The sequence below is a fragment of the Cytophagales bacterium genome (assembly GCA_019456305.1).
Taxonomy (GTDB): Bacteria; Bacteroidota; Bacteroidia; order Cytophagales; family VRUD01; genus VRUD01.
Genome location: VRUD01000002.1, coordinates 1 through 16,540, shown reverse-complemented (window position 1 = coordinate 16,540; position 16,540 = coordinate 1). Strand labels below are relative to the sequence as shown.

Here is a 16,540-nt window from a genome sequence, read left to right as displayed (position 1 = left end):
AACCTTTCAATAAATCCATCATGCCGGGCTTTAGGGCTTCTGTATATAGCATTTCCGAATTATTTTTACCAAGGTCCTTTCGCTCTGCTTGCTTCTCTTCTCTGCCAGCTGCTTAATTTCTCTACCGGTATATTAAAATACTTTGACACTAAACTCTCTGAAACCATTGTCAGCCCTATATTTTATACACTTTGTTACCGCTATGTGCCTTCTTTTTGATTGTCAAAGTTGAAGTGTCAGTTTTAGGTGTCCACCAAGTCCTTGCTGAATAATTTTCATCAATGTTGAAAGCCTGATGTCCGATGCATTGTTCTCTATTCGAGAGATGTATGATTTGTTTGTCCCGCATTTTTTTGCAAGATCCTCTTGAGTCATGCCAAGTTTAGTTCTTGCTTCTTCAAGTAAAACCCCAAGTCGAAATGCTTCAAACTCTTGTTCCCATTTTTCACGTTTAGATACTCCTCGCTTTCCGTATTTGTTGTCAAGGATTTCATCCAATGTGGTGATGTTTTTATTTGCTTTTTTTTCATTTTTGTATTCCTCCATTATTTTAAGTGCTTTTTCAATTTCCTGTTTCGGTGTCTTTTGAGTTTTCTTTTGAAAGGCATTGCCTAACACAACGCTTAGTATAAAAGATTTAGCTTCGGCCATAGCGAGGCCTCGTGCGGCTATTTCTTTTTATACGATGTTGTGCTTTCGTGCTTTTATTTCTCACTTTCTTCCAAGTATTGTTTAAGGCTTTTTTTAATAAAATAATTCCAGCCTTCAATACCACTTTCTCTTGTGAATTCAGGAATATTGTCAGGAAAATTCTCAACAACTGTGTAGGTCAATCTTAATTTTGTCTGATTACCCTTCTCTGTTAGTGCAAAAACCACAATTGAACTGCCGGGAAATCCTTCATATCTCCAATCGTAAGTTATTTTCTTCTTTGGTACTACCTCTGTCAATTTCCATAAATGTGGAAATATTCTATCTTCTACCTGAACAACAAAACGTGTTTCAAAACCCACTACAGGCTCAAAAGATGCAATGTTGTCAAAAAACCATTGTTTCATTTTATCAAGTACAGTTATCGCATCCCAAACATTTTCTATGGATGTGTCATAGATTTGTTCTACAACAATAGGTTCATCTGTTTTTTTCATAAGATTTCATTTTTATAGTTATTAATTTTTGAATGAAGCACAACGTCCGGGCTAAAAAGTGTTGCTGTCCCGCAGGGCAGCTATGATTTTTAGCCATTGTTGAGCACAGTTAGTTTTATTCCACTTGATTCTAATAATTCCTTATAAAGTTTTGATTGACCTCCTGATCCAGGAATGTAATTTTCTCTATTAAAATCACTCTCCAAAATTTCTATTCTATTTAAGAGAGTTAAAAAATCATCCTTTTCGATAATTTCCCCGATTCTATCGAAATATAAATATGCATCTTTTAAGAATCTCATTAAAGAAACAAATCCAGTGGATTTATTCAATATCATTTCTTGTTTTACTTGTGTCCATGCATTAGGCCATCTTTCATTAACAGCATCAAAGTAGTTCCATATGATTTTGGCAATTTTCCAATCTTCTTCATCAATAAAAATGTTCCTAAATGGTCTACTTATTAATTCCTTACCTTCAAATTTTTCTGGTTTTTTCCCTCGTTTATAAATATCACGATCTTCCATTTGATCTTTTGAAAAGAACTTTATTAGACTTTCAGAAAATGTTGCTTGTGTTATGGTTTCCTTTTCTTTATCATTAGCGGTTCCTAATATCTTAATCTTTTTGTAAAATGGACTACCTTCTTTTTGATTAAGTGCTCGTGTTATAGAGTGGGCTGTTTTCTGTGGACTACGGTGTTTGGCAAATGAAAACAAATCTGCTACAAGAGATTTATTAACTTTTGTTTGGGTTTTATTGATTGTTGCAAATACAATTGCCTGATCCTCTAGTTCCATCCCAACAAAAATTGTAACGTTTATCTGAAAAGAATCACCACCCATACTAAAATCTTCTAATCCAGCAATACGGTGTTGACCATCTATAACTTTCGCTACGTTATCACGAAATGGAACGAGCAAAATAGATTCTTTCTCATTGAATTCAATATCGGTAGATTCAATATGTAATATTACACTTGTAGGAAAAGTGGCGTCAACAAGATTAACATATTTACCTATTTCTTTAACTCTGTTTTTAGACAAAGGTCTCTGTATTCCAGTATAGACTTCAACTTCTCTTTGTTCATTACCCGTTTCTAATCTCCTAATATCAGCATATGAAATTTTGATTAAATCTTCGTGGTTTATTACACCAATATAAAATTCTCCTAACGGTTGCATAACTTTAAAACACTTTATATTTATTTTTTGATCTTCAGGTTTCATCGTTCAAATAATTTATAATCTGTTCATTAATCTACGTGTATTATCATGGTCCTCTCCTATGACATCTGTCCTTTTCTGATTTGTATAATTTGCCTTATAATAGATCAAAAGAGTTATACCGAAAAAAGCTATTGAAGAATACTTTTTAAAAGGCAGGTTTTCAAAAATGCCAGCAATATTAAAAGAATAGAATAGTGAAGCAAACACAATTAAAAAAGATGAAAACCAAAATAGTATTGAATGAAAATCAGAATTCTTAATTTTAAATGTATAGAAAATGTATGCAGATGCAGTCAATAGTGCAGCGCTATATATAAAAAACTGTCCTTCCTGATAGAATACATTCCACCCGCTCCATTGATTTGTTGCTAAATAATATAGAATTGCAATAATAATTGGAAGTAAACTCCCAAATAAGTGTACAATACAAAATACTATTGTCTCCTTATGGTTCATATTAGTAATTTTTAATTATGATTTCTTGTACTTTATGTCTTTTTGCCTTACATGAAATATACCGTGTAGTTTCAAATTGAAAAATATTCCATGTTTTGTACATATCTCTAATATTTTGTATATCAGCATTTGAAATTGCTACAAGTACGCCCTTATTATTTAATTCTTTTGCAAATTCTGCAAGTTTTTCTTGTTTGGCTTGTGGAAATTTATCCATTGTATAATGTTGAAATGAGGACGTGCCATTTAAAGGAGGATATGGTGGATCAAGATATACAAAATCGTTATGATTTGTTTTATGAATAATAGTTCCGAAAGAGCTAACTGTAATATTTGCATTTTTTAGTTTCTCGCTGGTATATATCATTTGTCTAAGCGATGGAAGTGCGGGTTTACTTTTTCCAAAAGGAACATTATATTTACCTTGTTTATTGACCCTATATATCCCATTAAAAGAAGTATGAATTAAAAAAATAAATCTTGCAGCCTGCTTTATTGAAGTGCTATTTATATTGTTATTAAAATCCTCTCTAATTTGATAATAAAACTTTTGGCAAACCTTTACCCTATATTCCTCTATATATTTAGATAATAAGTTTGGGTTATTCTTAATTGCAAGATAGGCATGAATTAATGATGCATTAATATCAGACAGATATGGATCATCAAACGAATTTGAGAAAAAAACAGAACCAGCTCCTAAAAAAGGCTCAAAGTATTTGTTTATTCTTTTCTTTGGTAAATGTAGATTAATTTCTTTAATTAAATTTTGTTTACCTCCTGCCCACCTTATAAATGGTTTTATTTTGATTGAATCGTTCATTTTTTTTTACTTCTAATTGTGCTCAACGAATGTATAAACCAAATATTTGGTTTATATTGACCTATGTGTTGGAAAAAATTTGGTATATTCGTCCATATTGGGTGGGTATTCCAATTTATCCTGTGTTTACTTTTAACTTTTTCCTGTTAATTTTTCCAAATTATTTCAAAATTATTCAATTTCTAAGTTATCCAATGGACTTATAATATTTTCTAACCCTTTTTTTGTTATCAGATACAATAAATATTGTTTTAGCTCCTGTTCTAAAATCTTATCAGGGTGCTTGTCGGAATAATAATTAATAAAACCTTTAAACATAGAACAATATGTTCCTAAATTTCGCAAGTTAAAAATATCGGTACTATTAGTTAAATGGTCAAAATACTTTTTGTCAGGTAGGTACCTTTATCATAAGAGTAAACGGTTTCCCATGAATTATAACTGTCACTCCAGACTTGTTTTGAACCTGTTTGGACATATCCAATTATGGACGCCTCTACTGTAATTGTCTCATTATATTAATATTATTTAAATTAACGAAAAATATTACAATAATCCGTGAAGGTAAAAAAAAATATCTGAAATAAAAAACAAATTTTGGTGATATTCTTTTTACATAAAATTTAATTTTGCAGTATTTACCGTAATTTTTCTAATTTTACATTTTTGAAGTATTAGTTTTCGTTGATTAAAACGGTTAATGCTGAATTATTATGGATTTTACACCTCGTTGTATGCCATGTAAAACAAAAGAATAGCAAATCATCTCTGAGTGAATAATCATGCAATAAGCGGGAGTTTTCTTATTTGTGAATGAAAAATCATTCATAAATAATTTGCATACTCGAAAATTAATGTTATATTTGCATGGATATTCATGCAATAACAACAAAATAATAGCTTTATGAATAATATTTCATACATAGACTGGCTGTCAATGAGTGATAAAGCTTTAATAGAAACAATAGGGCGTTTTGTTCAACATCATAGGTTGAATCAAAATAAATCGCAAAGCAATGTAGCGGAAGCTGCTGGAATAAGTCGCTCTACCCTTAGTCTTTTGGAACGAGGTGAGAAAACATCTTTAAGTAGTTTAATACAGGTTTTAAGAGTATTAGATTTATTACATATTATGGATGTATTTAAGGTTAGTAATGAGATCAGCCCAATCGAATATGCCAAACTTCAAAAGAATAAAAGACAACGTGCACGTAATAAGAACAAAAATTCAAATGAAGAATTAGGATGATAGACGTTGCAGAAGTAAAAATATGGGGCGAATTAGTGGGAGCCGTACATTGGGATGAAGCTGAACAATTGGCCAATTTTCAGTATGATAAAACGTTTTTGACAAAAGGTAACGACTTGTCACCAATTAAAATGCCTATAAAAAACGGGGATCGTATTTATAGGTTTCTTGAGTTACGCAAAGCAAAAGATGAACAAACAGCCACATTTAAAGGATTGCCTGGTTTGCTGGCAGACTCTTTACCTGACAAATATGGAAATCAATTAATTAATGTTTGGCTAGCTCAAAATGGAAGACCACCTAACAGCATGAATCCAGTGGAACAATTATGCTTTATCGGAACAAGAGGAATGGGTGCGTTAGAATTTGAACCCGCCCAATTAAAAAAAAGCAAACAAACCTTTGCTATCGAAATAAAGAGCTTAGTCAAGGTTACTCAAAAAGCATTATCTATCCGTGAGGATTTTGAAGTAAACCTGCACGGTGATGAACAGAAAGCAATGAGAGAGATATTGAAGATTGGAACATCTGCTGGAGGAGTAAGGCCTAAGGTGGTAATTACCTTTAATAAAAACACTGGAGAAGTAAGATCTGGCCAAACCATAGCTCCCAAAGGTTTCGAACACTGGTTGCTAAAATTAGATGGAGTAAGTGATACACAATTTGGTACAAGTCATGGATTTGGGAGAGTAGAATATACATATTATTTAATGGCGATAGATTGTAACATTCAAATGATGGACTGTGAACTATTAGAAGAAAATGGTCGTGCTCATTTCATGACAAAGAGATTTGACAGAGAAAGAAATAACATAAAACATCATGTACAAACTTTTTGTGGAATTCAACATTTTGATTACAACAATTTATATGGGTATAGCTATGAGCAGCTTTTTCAAACCATGAGAACACTAAAGATGACATATCCAGAGGCAGAGCAAATGTTTCGAAGAATGGTGTTTAATGTAATGGCAACCAACTATGATGATCATAGCAAAAATTTTTCTTTCAGACTTAAGCAAAACGGCAGATGGGAGTTATCCCCTGCTTATGACGTGTGTTACTCTTATGACCCAACAAACGTTTGGGTGAGTCAACACACATTAAGTATTAATGGAAAACATAAGGAGATTAATAAATCTGACCTTATGACAATAGCAAATGCAAATAATATCAAAAAAGGAAAGAAAATAATTGAAGAAATTAAAGAAACAGTTTGCAATTGGCCGAAATATGCAGATAGAGTAAAAGTTTCTACAGGTTTGAAGGAATCTATTACTAAGACCCTGGTTGCTTTAAAGTTCTAATTAGTGTCTGTCTTTAAAGTCAGAATATTTTCTATTTGCCCAATGTTGTTTTCTCGCAAAGACGCCAAGAACGCCAAGTTTTTCTTTGCGAGCTTTGCGACTTTGCGAGAAATAAGCACTTTATAGACAGACACTAATTAGGTCTATTAAATATAATAAAAACACGGCAAACAACAATGTGTATAGTACATTAAAACGCACCATACACCAATCGTTGAAACGAGGCGTAAATGATAAGATTTATTTTTGAAACATGGAAAAACCTCAAAACAAAAAAGTTGAGCGAAAGCGAAATCCCGATAAAATCGGGGTAAAAAAAGAGTTCGCCTTATCAAGCTTATCTGTCAATAATAAATCAACGGTATTTGTTCTGACCATTATTATTTTCGTAATGGGCTTGCTATCATACATTTCCATGCCCAAAGAAAGCTTTCCGGAAATTGTGATCGCAGAAATATATGTCGGTACCCCCTATCCGGGTAACTCTCCTTTGGATATAGAGAATTTAGTCACCCGTCCTATTGAGAAAGAATTAAATACAGTAACAGGAGTTGATAAGATCACCTCTACTTCTATGCAGGATTATTCTACAATAGTGATAAAATTTGAAAGTGATGTAGAGGTTGAAGAAGCGCTGAGAAAGGTCAAAGATGCTGTTGATAAAGCCAAAAAAGACCTTCCGACAGACCTTGATAAAGAACCCAATATTTTTGAGCTTAATTTCTCTGAATTTCCCATTATGAATATCAACCTGTCCGGTGATTACAGTATGGACAAACTAAAAGAATATGCAGAGTACCTGGAAGATGAAATAGAGAAATTACCCGAGATCTCAAAAGTTGACATCAGGGGAGTGATGGACAAAGAAGTAAAAATTGATGTTGATGTTCATAAGATGGAGTCATTAAAAGTTAATTTCAAAAATATCGCTGACGCAATAGCAGGTGAGAACCGGACATTATCCGGGGGAAATATTAAAAAAGACAATTTGCAAAGGACCATCAGGATCATAGGTGAATTCAAGCATCCTTCGGAAATGGAAGATGTAATAGTAAAGCATGAAAAAGGAAACATTGTTTACCTGAGAGACATAGCAACGATCACCTTTGGTTATGAAGAAAGACAAAGCTATGCAAGGGAATTCAAGTTACCTGTGGTAATGTTGGATATAGTGAAACGTGGAGGAGAAAACCTACTCATTACATCCGAGCAAATTATGAATATCCTGGAGCATGCAAAGCAAATAATATTGCCCGCAAATCTTATTATTTCCATTACCAACGATCAATCCGACCAAACCCGGAACCAGCTTGATAACCTGGAGAATAGCATTTTATTTGGGGTTATCTTAGTCGTATTGGTGTTATTGTTTTTTTTAGGGTTAAGAAACGCTTTGTTCGTGGGAATTGCTATCCCGCTATCCATGTTCATGGCATTCATGATCCTGGGGTTTACAGACGTGACATTGAACTTTATCGTCCTTTTTTCTTTGATCCTTGCCCTGGGAATGTTGGTGGATAATGGGATCGTGGTTGTAGAAAACATTTATCGCTTAATGGATGATGGCGTGCCTCCAATCCAGGCAGCAAAAGAAGGAGTGGGAGAAGTAGCCTGGCCGATTATTGCTTCAACAGCTACAACGCTGGCAGCCTTTCTTCCTCTTGCTTTATGGCCCGGCATGATGGGTGAATTTATGTGGTATTTACCGATGACTTTGATGATCGTCTTGGGGTCTTCGCTTTTTATTGCTTTGGTTATTAACCCCGTGTTGACTGCTAACTTTATGAGAGTGGAAGAAGTAATAGTCAACAAGAGAAGAATTAACATTATCACTTTCGGTTTAATTGGTGTTGGCTTGTTATTCGTGCTTTTAAAAGCAACAACTTTCGGCAATGTGTTAATAGCGCTGGGGCTGATCATCAGCTTAAACAGGTGGGTTCTTACGCCTGCGTCCGTTTGGTTTCGGGCAAATTCGATACCAAAGCTGGAACGTGGCTACCAACGATTTTTAACTTTTGCATTAGACGGAAGAAAACCTGTTGTATTCCTTGCCGGAACATTTTTTCTATTGTTTTTTTCATTTTTTCTTATGTGGCTATTTACACCTAAAGTTGAATTTTTTCCCATCAACCAACCCCATTATGTAAATATTTTTATTGAGAAGCCCATTGGAGCAGATATAGAAGCCACCAACAAATTCACCAAAAAGATCGAAAACATAGTGATCGACTTAATGGATAAATACAATGATACCACAAAGATTAATGGAATCCAGGCGATCGATAATTTTCTTGTAAAGTCTATCATTGCTCAGGTTGGAGAAGGAACCAGTGACCCGATGGAGGGTTATTCTATGGGTATCACACCCCATAAAGCAAGGATCACAGTTTCATTTGTAGATTTTCAATACAGGCGTGGGATACTTTCCAGTGCTGTTATGGAGGAAATAAGGGAAGGCCTGAGGGGGTTTCCGGGTGTACAAATTACGGTTGATAAAGATGTTGCCGGCCCGCCTGTAGGAAAAGCTATAAATATTGAAGTCATCGGAGAAAATTATGAAAAGCTTATCGTCTTATCCCAGGATATAATGAGGTTCATCAATGAAGCGTATATTGCCGGTATTGAAGAGCTGAAAACAGACCTGGAGCTGGGCAAACCTGAACTTACTGTCAATATAGACAGGGAAAAAGCAAGAAGATTCGGCATATCCACCTCGCAAATTGCCAATGAACTCAGAACAGCGCTTTTTGGATCAGAAATTTCAAAATTCAAACAGGGAAAAGATGACTATCCGATACAACTAAGGTTAGATGAAAAATACAGAAATGATGCCGAGGTGCTGATGAATCAAAGAGTAACTTTCAGAGATCAATCCAATGGCAAAATTGTCCAGATTCCCATCTCTTCTATAGCTTCCTCTTATAACAGTTCTACATACGGCTCGATAAAGAGAAAAGACTTAGACAGAGTGGTAACGATAGCCTCTAATGTATTGGATGGTTATAATGCCAACGAGGTAGTTGCAAATATTAAAAACATAATGAATAACTATGACCTGCCTGAAGAATTCCAGGTTAAGTTTACCGGCCAGCAAGAAGAACAGGCAAAAGAGATGTCATTCCTGAGCTCTGCTTTAATGATGGCTGTTTTCCTGATTTTCCTCATTATTGTTGCCAAGTTCAATTCCGTGGGAACGCCATTCATTATCATGGCGTCCGTAGTATTAAGCATGATAGGCGTTTTGCTGGGTCTCATCATCTTTCAGATGGATTTTATCATTATTATGACCATGATCGGATTGATATCGCTGGCAGGGGTAGTGGTAAATAATGTGATCGTATTGATTGATTATACTAACTTAGTCATAGCAAGAAAAGTAAAGGCTTTAGATTTGGGTGAAAATGAAAGGCTGCCTTTGAAAGAGTTGAAGAAATGCATCATAGAAGGAGGTCAGAAAAGGTTAAGGCCCGTTGTATTAACTGCCATTACCACTGTATTGGGTTTGCTGCCTTTGGCTACCGGCATGAACATAAACTTCTTTACATTATTTTCTGAATACAATCCGCAGATCTATTTTGGAGGTGACAATGTCATCTTCTGGGGGCCCATGTCATGGACAGTCATTTTCGGGCTAACCTTTGCTACCTTCCTGACGTTGGTGGTTGTTCCTGCGATGTATTTCTTGTTGAATAAATTGGAGTACCGGTTGAGAAGGGCATAATTAGTGTCTGTCTATAATGTCAAAAATATTCGTTAATGAAAATCCAAAGTTTCAACATTAAGTTGGCAGTTGGCAGTTGGCAGTCGGCAGTCGGCAGTCGGCAGTTGGCAGTAGACAATATGACAATAGACAATGACAATGACAATGACTATGACAAGGGGTGGTTATCATCGGATGACTCTCCAGGTTGTGCGTTTGGGTCATCCGATGAATTTGCTGGGAATAAGGGAATATGGAAATGCAGTTGGCAGTTGGCAGTCGTCAGTCGGCAAATTATATAATAAATGCGAAATAAAAAGAAATATTCACTCAACAAATTTATTCTGCTTACATTTCTGCTAATTATTAGTAGATGCTTTGATTTCTTTACCACATACTGGTATACACCAGACCTATCGAAAGAAACGAACATTCTGGTTAATCTATTAAATATTAATTACTTTTCCGCTGGAATTATCCAATTACTTGCGCTCAGCTTAGTAATTTACTTGCTATATAATTATTGCTTCCGAGGAGTTTATACTGAAGGAATTTCACAGGAGACGACTGTGAAAGAGTTTATTGGTATTTATCATTTCCGAGATAAGGAAGGGTGGAAAAAGCTATTATATAAGCTACCTTCAAATAAGAACTCATCATTATACTCATTGGGATATATTCTTACAAGGTCGTTAATCACAATTGGCTTTATAGTAGGCACTTCAACCTTATTATTAATAATCAGTGACAAATATAAGAATTTATATAAATATGGCGGAAGTAATATTCTGTATTTTCTTATAGTAATTGTTATTCTTTTCTTTACTTATAAATTTTATAAAACAGAACTCAAAAGAAGAAGGTGAGTAATAAAATAAGCTAAAAATTAAAATAAGACCCATTGAGAAAACTAAATAAATATATTTCTTTAATACATGTTACTTTTTTTGCTTTGACACTTTCAGCTCAAAATAACGTTGTACCGCCTGTCGCAAAAAAGGTTGTGAAAACAGACACGATGCATGGCGTAGCGCTGGTAGATAACTACCATTGGCTAAAAGGCAGGAGTGATCCTGAAGTGATGAAATATATCAAAGCCGAAAACGCCTATACGGAGGCAGTAATGAAACCCACCACCCAATTCCAGAAAAAATTGTATGAGGAGATCTTAAGCAGAATTAAGCAAACAGACATGAGTGTTCCTTATAAGCTTAGGGACTATTGGTATTATTCCAAGACAGAAAAAGGGTTAAATTATTCTATATATTGCAGGAAAAGGGATGGAGCGAAGCAATTTCTTAAAAATAAAGACAGTACCTTTTATAAGGAGATTGCTTCGCTCCCACACTTAATCCAACCCCTGGCTCGCAAGGGATCATTGAAAAACGAAGAAGAAGTTCTTTTAGATGTCAATGAGATCATTAAAAAATATAAATTCTATGGAGTCTATGGACACAATATCAGCCCCAACGACCAGATTATGGCATATTATGTGGACAAAACAGGCAATTTTGAATTGGATGTTTATTTTAAAGATCTCCAAACCGGCAGCATGCTGCCGGATACACTTAAGGCTGTGAGCTCACTTGTTTGGGTAAATGATCAAATCTTATTTTATTCGATTGAGGACAGCATTACGAATAGAAGCTTTAAAATCTATAAGCATATTCTTGGAACAAGCCATAGCAAAGATCAACTAATATTTCACGAAAAAGACCCTCTCTATGATCTTTATTTGACAAAGTCTAAATCTGAAAAATACATTTTTATAAATTCAGAAAGCTCGGAGCAAAGCGAATATTGGTATTTGGACGCCCACACGCCAAATGCTGAGTTAGTACTCATTCATCCAAGAGAAAAAGGGCATCTGTATTACGTGTATCATCATCAAAATAAATTCTGTATCCTGACTGATAAAGACGCCATCAATTTTAAACTGATGGAAACCAATATCAACACGCCTTCTTTAGAAAATTGGAAAGAAATTATTCCTCACAGAGAAAAAGTAATGATTGAAGAAGTGGAGATCTTCAGGGATTATTTGGTGCTTACAGAAAATCACAGGGGAATATATAAAATAAGAATTATTAGTTGGAGCTCTTCGGAAGAATACTATATTCCCTTTGAAGAAGAGACCTATGATGCTTATCCTGGTATCAATCCTGATTTCAATACAAAAAGTTTACGTTATACCTATGTATCACTGACTATACCTTACTCCATATATGAATATAATATGGAGAAAAAGGAGCAGAAATTATTAAAAAGAGAGGAAGTTTTGGGAGGATACGATCCGGCACAATATCAATCTGAAAGACTTTGGGCTTCTGCTGATGACGGGAGTAAAATCCCGATTTCAATTGTATATAAAAAAGGGCTGGAAAAAAATGGGAAAAATCCTGTTCTCTTAGAGGGGTATGGAGCCTACGGCTCAAGTTCTTTCCCGAATTTCAGTACTTTAAGGTTAAACTTTTTGGAAAGAGGTTTCATCTATGCCATTGCACACGTAAGAGGTGGGAGTGATTTGGGCAGACAATGGTATAAAGATGGTAAGTTATTGAAGAAAAAAAATACGTTTACCGATTTTATAGCCTGTGCTGAACATTTGATAAAAGAAAATTACACTTCCAAAGGTTTTATTGTGGCAAAAGGCGGCAGTGCAGGAGGTTTATTAGTCGGAGCTGTAGTTAACATGAGGCCGGATCTATTCAAGGCAGTAATTTTAAATGTACCTTTTGTGGATGTTATCAATACCATGCTTGACTCCACTATGCCTCTCACAACCCAGGAATATGAAGAATGGGGTAATCCTAATGAAAAAGATTATTTTGATTACATGCTGTCTTATTCACCGTATGAAAATGTAAAAGCCCGGGATTATCCAAATATGCTTTTCCTCAGCGGCATGACAGATGAACAGGTCAGCTATTGGGAACCTGCAAAAATGGTAGCCAAACTCCGGGACATGAAAACAGATAATAATAAACTGCTCTTAAAAATACAATTATCTTCCGGACACGGAGGTGTTTCGGGAAGGTATAATTATTACAAAGAAGTGGCTTTCAGGCATGCCTTTATCCTGACTTTGTTTGATATGTGGGAGTAATAGCGCTTGGAGCATGGGGCGTTGACCCTGTTAGATTTGTTCACAATTGGTTGCAGTAAAGGAGGACATTTCTATTTCTGATGCCTTTTAGGATCAATTAGCTCTTTGCCTTGGCGCAGGCCTTCTCTACCCGGTTGCCAAATGTACCATATACCTTTAATCGTTCCGGTAACGCCCCAATGAACATATCCACCGAATGGGGGTGTAGGCCCCTGGTGGCTAACCAGCGTGACTACCTTTGCATTCTTCAATTGATATTTTTTGGCGATTTTTTGAAGTACCTCTTGCTTAAGCTTATTAGATATTCGTATCAACCGGCCGGGTATATTATCCGGGGTTTCCAACCATTGTGTAATATCTTGTTCTGTGAGGGGTGTATCTGTTTTGCTGATATTCTTTTCGAATACAGGTTGTTTAACCGTATCAACGTGTGAAGGTTTATTTTTTCTCTCATTAATTTTTTTCTTTAATTCCTTAAAATCCACTAATCGGTATTGGTTATTTATGCTGTTTAAATAGAATATCGCTGTATCACCTTCTGCCAGGCTGTTCGTAGCCAATAACTTTTGATTTGTAATGGCAATGTCTATCTCATTTGTATTTACCGGCAAGCTCCCTTCTTTTAGGGTGATAATTTTTAGTTTTAAATTAATCCCTATTAATTTATCCGGTCTTCCCATTTTTGTATTCGAGCGCCGATTCCATATTTCTTCTTTCTCTGTAATTACACCCGACACTACTAAAATATGATCTACTTTAAGCCCGATCCTGATTTTTCCAGTAATCTCATTTGTGCACGGAAAAAAGAAAAGAATTGTTGCTGTTAGACTAGCATTTAAAATTTTGCTCATATTGTGATTATTGAACAAATACTATACCAAAGTAACCTCTTTAAGTACCATATAAATCCACCAAAACCTGCCATTTTAGCAGTAAAAAGGATGTGTCCCTGCCATAATTGCAGTAATTTGTACCAAATTTACCAAAAACCGCTCCCGATATATCGGGATTTACGCTACGCTCCGCTCTGGCATAGATGTTGACTAACGAACAAACATTAATTATTAATCATTAACCTTTAAATTTTTTTAATCATGGAAAATGACTTTTTTAAAAACGTAATCTACGCAGGAGTTGGATTAGCTTCTGTAACCGTAGAGAAAATTGAAGAAACCATTAAACCCCTCGTTGAAAAAGGAAAAATTTCTGACAGCGAAGGTAAAAAAATCGTTGAGGATTTCTTCAAAAACACTGAAGCTAAAAAGAATGAGTTTGAGACCAAGCTCAACAATGTAGTTGAGAGCGTTGTATCAAAATTCGATTTTCTTAAAAGGGATGAGGTATCAGACCTGAAAGCAAGAATTGAAAAATTAGAAAACGAATTAGCTAAAACTAAAACAAAAGTTCCGGTTTTAAATTAAAAGCTTTATCAGTGTGTGAAAATTAAATGCCAGGTCTTGTTTATGCAGGCTTGGCATTTTTTTTTATAACTTTGGCGGAATTATATCTATAGGGGACCTCTAAAAACTAGTTTTTTTCACCCCCGAGTACTCGGGGCTAAGACGCAAAGAATAAAAATAATAAATGCCAACTAAATAAATACTTTGCGTCTTTGCGTCTTTGCGTCTTTGCGGTAAAGATTTATTTTTGGGTTTTTAGAGATGCCCTATACTAATCGTAAATTCAAATGATATCTATCCAAACATTCAAAAACATCAAACGCATACGTAAGATCATCCAGGTTCTGCTCAAGTATGGATTTGAAGATGTTGTTATCAACACGGCTTTAAGAAAGCTGGTCCCAAAGAAAAGAAGGCAACAATGGAAAAGACAGGATAAACTTGTATTTGAGTACACCCGCTGGGAACGGATCAGGATGGTTTTTGAAGAGCTGGGGGCTACTTTTATTAAGCTTGCACAGATACTTAGCAACCGGCCCGATATGCTTCCTGAGCCTTTGATCAGGGAATTTGAAAAACTTCAGGATAAGGTCCCTCCTTTTGCATTCAGCGAAGTAAAGGCTATTATTGAAAAAGAGACGGGGAAAAATATCAATGACCTTTTTGAGAGATTTGACGAAAAGCCTCTTGGTTCTGCCTCTATAGGACAGGTACACCGTGCAAAATTAAAGGGAGGATTTGAAAGTACGAATGACGAAGCACGAAGTACGAATGATGAATTTCGTACTTCGTCATTCGTACTTCGTACTTCGGGAGAGGTTGCTGTTAAAGTGCAGCGCCCCGGGGTTAAAGAGCTCATAAATACCGATATTTCAATTCTTAAAGAAATAGTTAGGCGGGGTAAAAATTATTTTGAAAAAAACGGTATTACCAACCTGGATGATATCATTGATACTTTTGAAAAAAACCTTCAAAAAGAGCTTGATTACAATAATGAAGCGCGAAATGTAGAGCAGTTTAGAAATTATTATAAAGATAATGATACGTTCTATGTGCCTAAAGCTACTAAAGAACTTTCTACTGACAAGGTCTTGGTAACTGAATTTGCCGATGGTTGTAAGATCACCGATATAGATCAATTAAAAGCCTGGGGGCTTGATCCGGTAAAAATAGCTGAAAATGGTATGAACATTTATTTAACTCAAATCTTTGAACACGGCTTTTTCCATGCTGACCCCCACCCCGGCAATATCATCATCCGTAAAGATGGCGTGATATGCCTTATTGATTTTGGAATGGCGGGCAAACTGATAAAACGGGATAAATATGCCTTTGCCGGAATATTTATAAGCATGGCCCAACAAAATGCGAAGCAAATGGCCAATAATTTTCAAAGACTTGCCATTGAACATGAGATAACCAACAGAAAGGTTTTTGAAAACGATATGAACGAGATCATTGAAGATTTCAGCCTGCTTGATGTAAGTGAAAGCAGCATGGCAGAGCTTATACTCCGTCTTCAGAAGATCATATACGATTACAAAATGAAGGTGCCGGGAGGGATTTTTTTGCTATTGCGTGCACTGACCATCCTGGAAGGTATTGGCAAATCGGTTCATCCCGATATGAATATCTATGAATTTATCAAACCATACGGGGCAAAATTACTCCAGGAACAATATTCGGTAGAAAATATTTCTGATGAAATTATTGACAGGATATCCCAATTTGATTATTTTTTCAGAAGCTTCCCTTATGAAATGAGCGAGATATTAAAAAAGGTCAGGAAGGGAAAATTAAATTTTGAAGTTCAATATAAAGGATATGAGCCGCTCCTTAAAAAGATCGATTCTGTTACAAACCGCTTTATTCTTACCTTCATTATCACAGCCCTGGTTTTAGCATCTTCAATAATTATGACTGCTGATCTTGCCCCCGAAGTTACTACCCCATACGGTCTTCCTTATCTTAGCATAATTGGATTTAGTTTATCAGCGTTTTTGGGTTTGATTTTATTTATCTCTATGTGGAGGAGTGGGAGTGGGTAGTGTAGCAACAATTTAATTACGCAATATTGTAATCATAAAATATATTATTTCATTGTTCAATTGTTAAGATGGTT

The 16,540-nt window shown here is 35.3% G+C and carries 13 protein-coding genes; 7 read left to right on the top strand and 6 right to left on the bottom strand.

Annotated elements, in window-relative coordinates; all coding sequences use genetic code 11:
* Positions 1 to 222: 222 nt before the first annotated feature.
* From FVQ77_00575 to FVQ77_00555, 5 genes are all read right to left on the bottom strand, one after another.
* Complete coding sequence (locus tag FVQ77_00575; protein MBW8048841.1) at positions 223 to 651, bottom strand: helix-turn-helix domain-containing protein; 429 nt, start codon at positions 649 to 651, stop codon at positions 223 to 225.
* Positions 652 to 704: 53 nt separating this feature from the next.
* Positions 705 to 1,148 carry an SRPBCC domain-containing protein gene (locus tag FVQ77_00570; GenBank protein MBW8048840.1) on the bottom strand — a complete coding sequence of 148 codons (444 nt, stop codon included), beginning with the start codon at positions 1,146 to 1,148 and terminating at the stop codon, positions 705 to 707.
* An 89-nt stretch (positions 1,149 to 1,237) separates the two neighbouring features.
* A complete protein-coding gene (locus tag FVQ77_00565) occupies positions 1,238 to 2,377 on the bottom strand; it encodes a DGQHR domain-containing protein (protein MBW8048839.1) in 1,140 nt (379 codons plus the stop codon).
* 12 nt (positions 2,378 to 2,389) lie between these two features.
* Positions 2,390 to 2,833, bottom strand: coding sequence for a hypothetical protein (locus FVQ77_00560; protein ID MBW8048838.1), 444 nt, complete (start codon positions 2,831 to 2,833; stop codon positions 2,390 to 2,392).
* Between the two features lies 1 nt (position 2,834).
* The gene (locus FVQ77_00555; GenBank protein ID MBW8048837.1) at positions 2,835 to 3,656 is read right to left on the bottom strand and encodes a Dam family site-specific DNA-(adenine-N6)-methyltransferase; all 822 of its coding nucleotides are present in this window, start codon (positions 3,654 to 3,656) and stop codon (positions 2,835 to 2,837) included.
* Positions 3,657 to 4,560: 904 nt separating this feature from the next.
* Here FVQ77_00555 and FVQ77_00550 point away from each other — a divergent pair.
* From FVQ77_00550 to FVQ77_00530, 5 genes are all read left to right on the top strand, one after another.
* Entirely contained in the window at positions 4,561 to 4,905 is a 345-nt protein-coding gene (locus tag FVQ77_00550; GenBank protein ID MBW8048836.1) for a helix-turn-helix domain-containing protein, read from the top strand.
* The gene (locus tag FVQ77_00545; GenBank protein MBW8048835.1) at positions 4,902 to 6,212 is read left to right on the top strand and encodes a type II toxin-antitoxin system HipA family toxin; all 1,311 of its coding nucleotides are present in this window, start codon (positions 4,902 to 4,904) and stop codon (positions 6,210 to 6,212) included. The genes FVQ77_00550 and FVQ77_00545 overlap by 4 nt, the downstream gene beginning before the upstream one ends.
* Positions 6,213 to 6,465: 253 nt before the next feature.
* Entirely contained in the window at positions 6,466 to 9,933 is a 3,468-nt protein-coding gene (locus FVQ77_00540; protein MBW8048834.1) for an efflux RND transporter permease subunit, read from the top strand.
* A gap of 35 nt (positions 9,934 to 9,968) precedes the next feature.
* Entirely contained in the window at positions 9,969 to 10,214 is a 246-nt protein-coding gene (locus tag FVQ77_00535; GenBank protein MBW8048833.1) for a hypothetical protein, read from the top strand.
* Between the two features lie 620 nt (positions 10,215 to 10,834).
* Positions 10,835 to 13,018: a S9 family peptidase gene (locus FVQ77_00530; GenBank protein MBW8048832.1), complete on the top strand. Its 2,184-nt coding sequence runs from the start codon at positions 10,835 to 10,837 to the stop codon at positions 13,016 to 13,018.
* A gap of 71 nt (positions 13,019 to 13,089) precedes the next feature.
* Here FVQ77_00530 and FVQ77_00525 read toward each other — a convergent pair whose 3' ends face one another.
* A complete protein-coding gene (locus FVQ77_00525; GenBank protein MBW8048831.1) occupies positions 13,090 to 13,869 on the bottom strand; it encodes a hypothetical protein in 780 nt (259 codons plus the stop codon).
* Between the two features lie 243 nt (positions 13,870 to 14,112).
* On the opposite strand from FVQ77_00525, the gene FVQ77_00520 reads away from it, so the two are divergent.
* Together FVQ77_00520 and FVQ77_00515 are read left to right on the top strand one after the other, a co-directional pair.
* On the top strand, positions 14,113 to 14,439 hold the full coding sequence (locus FVQ77_00520; protein ID MBW8048830.1) for a hypothetical protein: 327 nt from the start codon (positions 14,113 to 14,115) through the stop codon (positions 14,437 to 14,439).
* A gap of 266 nt (positions 14,440 to 14,705) precedes the next feature.
* Complete coding sequence (locus FVQ77_00515) at positions 14,706 to 16,466, top strand: AarF/ABC1/UbiB kinase family protein (GenBank protein MBW8048829.1); 1,761 nt, start codon at positions 14,706 to 14,708, stop codon at positions 16,464 to 16,466.
* Positions 16,467 to 16,540 lie beyond the last annotated feature (74 nt).

Excerpts from the sequence above, each read along its gene's own strand:
- FVQ77_00575 (MBW8048841.1), bottom strand. The coding sequence starts at position 651 with ATGGCCGAAGCTAAATCTTTTATACTAAGCGTTGTGTTAGGCAATGCC.
- FVQ77_00570 (MBW8048840.1), bottom strand. The coding sequence starts at position 1,148 with ATGAAAAAAACAGATGAACCTATTGTTGTAGAACAAATCTATGACACA.
- FVQ77_00565 (MBW8048839.1), bottom strand. The coding sequence starts at position 2,377 with ATGAAACCTGAAGATCAAAAAATAAATATAAAGTGTTTTAAAGTTATG.
- FVQ77_00560 (MBW8048838.1), bottom strand. The coding sequence starts at position 2,833 with ATGAACCATAAGGAGACAATAGTATTTTGTATTGTACACTTATTTGGG.
- FVQ77_00555 (MBW8048837.1), bottom strand. The coding sequence starts at position 3,656 with ATGAACGATTCAATCAAAATAAAACCATTTATAAGGTGGGCAGGAGGT.
- FVQ77_00550 (MBW8048836.1), top strand. The coding sequence starts at position 4,561 with ATGAATAATATTTCATACATAGACTGGCTGTCAATGAGTGATAAAGCT.
- FVQ77_00545 (MBW8048835.1), top strand. The coding sequence starts at position 4,902 with ATGATAGACGTTGCAGAAGTAAAAATATGGGGCGAATTAGTGGGAGCC.
- FVQ77_00540 (MBW8048834.1), top strand. The coding sequence starts at position 6,466 with ATGGAAAAACCTCAAAACAAAAAAGTTGAGCGAAAGCGAAATCCCGAT.
- FVQ77_00535 (MBW8048833.1), top strand. The coding sequence starts at position 9,969 with ATGAAAATCCAAAGTTTCAACATTAAGTTGGCAGTTGGCAGTTGGCAG.
- FVQ77_00525 (MBW8048831.1), bottom strand. The coding sequence starts at position 13,869 with ATGAGCAAAATTTTAAATGCTAGTCTAACAGCAACAATTCTTTTCTTT.
- FVQ77_00520 (MBW8048830.1), top strand. The coding sequence starts at position 14,113 with ATGGAAAATGACTTTTTTAAAAACGTAATCTACGCAGGAGTTGGATTA.
- FVQ77_00515 (MBW8048829.1), top strand. The coding sequence starts at position 14,706 with ATGATATCTATCCAAACATTCAAAAACATCAAACGCATACGTAAGATC.